4 protein-coding genes and 2 pseudogenes are annotated in these 3,340 nt (G+C 73.7%); 1 reads left to right on the top strand and 5 read right to left on the bottom strand.

Annotated features, from left to right (window positions below):
- From ACFQ3T_RS35460 to ACFQ3T_RS35445, 4 genes and pseudogenes are all read right to left on the bottom strand, one after another.
- Window positions 1-387: pseudogene (locus ACFQ3T_RS35460) on the bottom strand (hypothetical protein); the annotation flags it as partial.
- Window positions 388-393: 6 nt separating this feature from the next.
- The gene (locus tag ACFQ3T_RS35455) at window positions 394-591 is read right to left on the bottom strand and encodes a Trm112 family protein (protein ID WP_380730325.1); all 198 of its coding nucleotides are present in this window, start codon (window positions 589-591) and stop codon (window positions 394-396) included.
- A 5-nt stretch (window positions 592-596) separates the two neighbouring features.
- On the bottom strand, window positions 597-1,949 hold the full coding sequence (locus tag ACFQ3T_RS35450; RefSeq protein WP_380730323.1) for a phosphomannomutase/phosphoglucomutase: 1,353 nt from the start codon (window positions 1,947-1,949) through the stop codon (window positions 597-599).
- Window positions 1,950-2,037: 88 nt separating this feature from the next.
- A complete protein-coding gene (locus tag ACFQ3T_RS35445) occupies window positions 2,038-2,397 on the bottom strand; it encodes a DUF3499 domain-containing protein (RefSeq protein ID WP_380730321.1) in 360 nt (119 codons plus the stop codon).
- A gap of 162 nt (window positions 2,398-2,559) precedes the next feature.
- On the opposite strand from ACFQ3T_RS35445, the gene ACFQ3T_RS35440 reads away from it, so the two are divergent.
- Entirely contained in the window at window positions 2,560-3,006 is a 447-nt protein-coding gene (locus tag ACFQ3T_RS35440) for a metallopeptidase family protein (RefSeq protein WP_380730319.1), read from the top strand.
- 9 nt (window positions 3,007-3,015) lie between these two features.
- Here the strand turns inward: ACFQ3T_RS35440 and ACFQ3T_RS35435 are convergent.
- Window positions 3,016-3,340, bottom strand: a pseudogene (locus tag ACFQ3T_RS35435) (hypothetical protein); the annotation flags it as partial.

Genomic DNA, 3,340 nt, shown 5'->3' with positions numbered 1-3,340 from the left:
GCCGGTCAGCAGCACGCGCGCGCCGCGCCGGCCCGCCCGGTCGACCGACTCGGCCAGCCGCACGTCGCCGGGGTCCTCGGTGTGCGCGAGCACCACGTCGAGCGCGCCCACCCACGTCGGCACGTCGTCGGCGACCACGACCGGCACCGGGCAGCGCGGACCCAGCAGGGCCGTCACCATCCCGGCCACCGACGCGCCGACACCGGGCCGGGTGATCAGCACGAGCGCCCGGGGGCGCTCCTCGAACACCCGGTCGACGCCCAGCTCAGCGGCCGTCTCGGCGGCGGAGCGGACCTGCGCGCCCGCCCGTGCGGCGGCGCGCAGCAGGCCCTCCCGGTCGGCGTCGGTGAGCCGGGACTGGTCGTCGAGGAGGCTGTCGTCGAGCACCCCCGATCACCCGGCCGTCGGCTCGACAGCCTCGTCGAGGAGCAGCACCGGGATGCCGTCCCGAACCGGGAACGCCCGGCCGCACGAGGTGCAGGTGAGGTAGTCCGCCAGCGGGTCGGACGCGGTGCCGACCTTCAGCGGCGCGTGCTCGGGGCACGGGCACGCCAGGATCTCCAGCAACTGCGCGTCGAGTTGGACAGCCACGGCGCTCATCCCCTCACGATCGCCAGGACCTCGTCGCGCAACGCCGCGACGGAGGCCGCGTCGGCGGCTTCGACGTTGAGCCGGAGCAGCGGCTCGGTGTTGGACGCGCGGAGGTTGAACCAGGAGCCGTCCGGCAGGTTCACCGTGAGGCCGTCCAGCTCGTCGAGCTCGACGCCCTCGCGGGCGCCGAACTCGGCCTTGATCGCGGCCAGCCTGCCCTGCTGGTCGTCCACCGTGGAGTTGATCTCGCCGGAGGCCGCGTACCGCGCGTAGTCCCTGGTCAGGTCGGACAGCGTGCCGTCCTGCTCGCCGAGCGCGGCCAGCACGTGCAGCGCGGCCAGCATGCCGGTGTCGGCGCGCCAGAAGTCGCGGAAGTAGTAGTGGGCGGAGTGCTCGCCGCCGAAGATCGCGCCGGTGCGGGCCATCTCCTCCTTGATGAAGGAGTGGCCGACGCGGGTGCGGACCGGGACGCCGCCGTGCTCGCGGACGATCTCGGGCACCGCGTGCGAGGTGATCAGGTTGTGGATGATCGTGCCGCCCGGGTCCTTGGCCAGCTCGCGCACCGCGACCAGGGCGGTGATGGCGGACGGGGACACCGGCTCGCCGCGCTCGTCCACGACGAAGCAGCGGTCCGCGTCGCCGTCGAACGCCACGCCCGCGTCCGCGCCTTCCTCCTGGACGCGCTTCTGCAGGTCGACGATGTTCTTCGGGTCCAGCGGGTTGGCCTCGTGGTTCGGGAAGTTGCCGTCCAGCTCGAAGTACATCGGGACGATCTCGATCGGCAGGCCCTCGAACACCTTCGGCACGGTGTGGCCGCCCATGCCGTTGCCCGCGTCCACCACGACCCTCAACGGCCTGCTGCCGCTCAGGTCGACCAGTTCCCGCAGGTAGGCGGCGTAGTCGGCGAGCATGTCCTGCTCGGTGACCTTGCCCTTCGCGACGCCCTCGGCGTCCGGCACGCCCTTCTCGGCGTCCTCGCGGATCTGCCCCAGGCCGCTGTCCTGGCCGACGGGCGCGGCGCCCGGGCGGCACAGCTTGATGCCGTTGTACTTGGCCGGGTTGTGGCTGGCGGTGAACATCGCGCCGGGCAGGTCGAGCTTGCCGGAGGCGAAGTAGAGCATGTCGGTGCTGGCCAGACCGATGTTGACCACGTCGACGCCCTGCGCGGTGACGCCCTCGGCGAACGCGGCGGCGAGGCCGGGCGACGAGTCGCGCATGTCGTGGCCGACCACCACGGCCGAACCGCCGACCAGGCGCGCGAACGCCGCGCCGAAGTCCCGCACGACATCCGCGTCGAGCTGTTCCCCGACGACTCCGCGGATGTCGTAAGCCTTGACGATGCCGGACAGATCGCGCACGGCCACACTCCCAAGTTGGCTCTTGACACTGCCTCCGGAAGCCTACCGGCGCGCGCGCCCGCGTCGTCCCCGCGTCACGCGCGAACGGTCAGTCTTCGTGAGGATCAGGCAGAACGCGCAGGTGACCGCGCCGGATCGTGCCGGCGGGCAGCTCCGGCACCTCCATCGGGGGCGCGGCCCGGCCCGCCTCGCGGACCGCCTCGGCCAACGCCGTCAGGTCGTCCACGGTCGGCTCCGGCGCGCGGAACTCGCCCTGGTGCCGGACGACCTCCCAGCCGCGCGGCGCGGTGAGGCGCAACGCGTGCTCTTCGCAGAGGTCGTAGGAGTGCGGTTCGGAGTACGTCGCGAGGGGTCCGACCACGGCGGTCGAGTCCGCATAGGCGTACGTGAGCGTGGCGACTGCCGGGTTCGCGCACCCGGTTCGCGAGCACCGTCTCACGCTCCGCACGGCGGGGACGATATCGCGTCCCGCGCGGCGTGTGTTGGATTACCTCCGGCGCGGCGCTGGAGGTGGTGCCGCACTTCGGCAAGTTGCCTGGTCGTGAGGCGCCCGCGGGGTCGGCCGGCGTACGGCTCCGAGCGGTGGACAACTACCCTCTACCCCGTGGTCATGGCTCGGGGTTCACGGCGGCAGGGCGCTCCGCGGCGACGCAACCGCGACCGGCACGGTCGGGGGTTGCGCGGTCCGCTGTACCCGGCGACGCTGCCGGCGGCCCGGAGCAGGGCCGAGCGGTTCGACGCGCTCGTGCTGGAGGCGCTGGAGCCCATCGAGGCGCGGTGGCGCACGGAGTTGACGCAGCTCGACGTGGCCGTGGACGACGTGCCCGACGTCGCGCCGGGCGGCGACGACGGCGACGTGGTCGAGGACGGCAACGTGCCGCTGGCGCGGCTGGTGCCGGCCGGCGCGGACCGGCGGGCCCGGATCGTGCTGTACCGGCGTCCGCTGGAAGCCCGCGCAAAGGACGGCGCCGACCTGTCCGACCTGGTCCACGACGTGCTGGTCGAGCAGATCGCCAACTACCTCGGCCTCGACCCGGACGTCATCGACGGCGAGTGACCCCGGCGGTCACGGGCGGCGGCGGGACGGGATCGCGGTCAGCAGCGTGAACAGCGCGGCGGCGGCCTGGAGCATCAGCAGCAGCTCGCGCAGCGTCGAGGACACCTCCACCCGGACCTCCGACGCCGTGGTGGGCACCGTCACGCCGACGAGGTGGCCCCACGCCCGCACGATCGTCACCTCGCGGCCGTCCACCCACGCCCGCCAGCCCGGCTCCTCCTCCGCGGCCAGCACCAGCAGCCGGCCCTCGGGCCCCTCGGACACCCGCACGGCCACCTCGGGCGGCGCGGCCTCGACGGGGGCGATGCCGGGCGCGCCCAGCTCCACCGGCGGG

This window comes from Saccharothrix hoggarensis, assembly GCF_042678885.1.
Lineage (GTDB): Bacteria > Actinomycetota > Actinomycetes > Mycobacteriales > Pseudonocardiaceae > Actinosynnema > Actinosynnema hoggarensis.
This window is presented reverse-complemented; position numbering and strand designations above follow the sequence as displayed.

Bases quoted from the DNA above. Each gene is read 5' to 3' on its own strand.
- ACFQ3T_RS35440 (WP_380730319.1), top strand. From the start codon at position 2,560: ATGGCTCGGGGTTCACGGCGGCAGGGCGCTCCGCGGCGACGCAACCGC.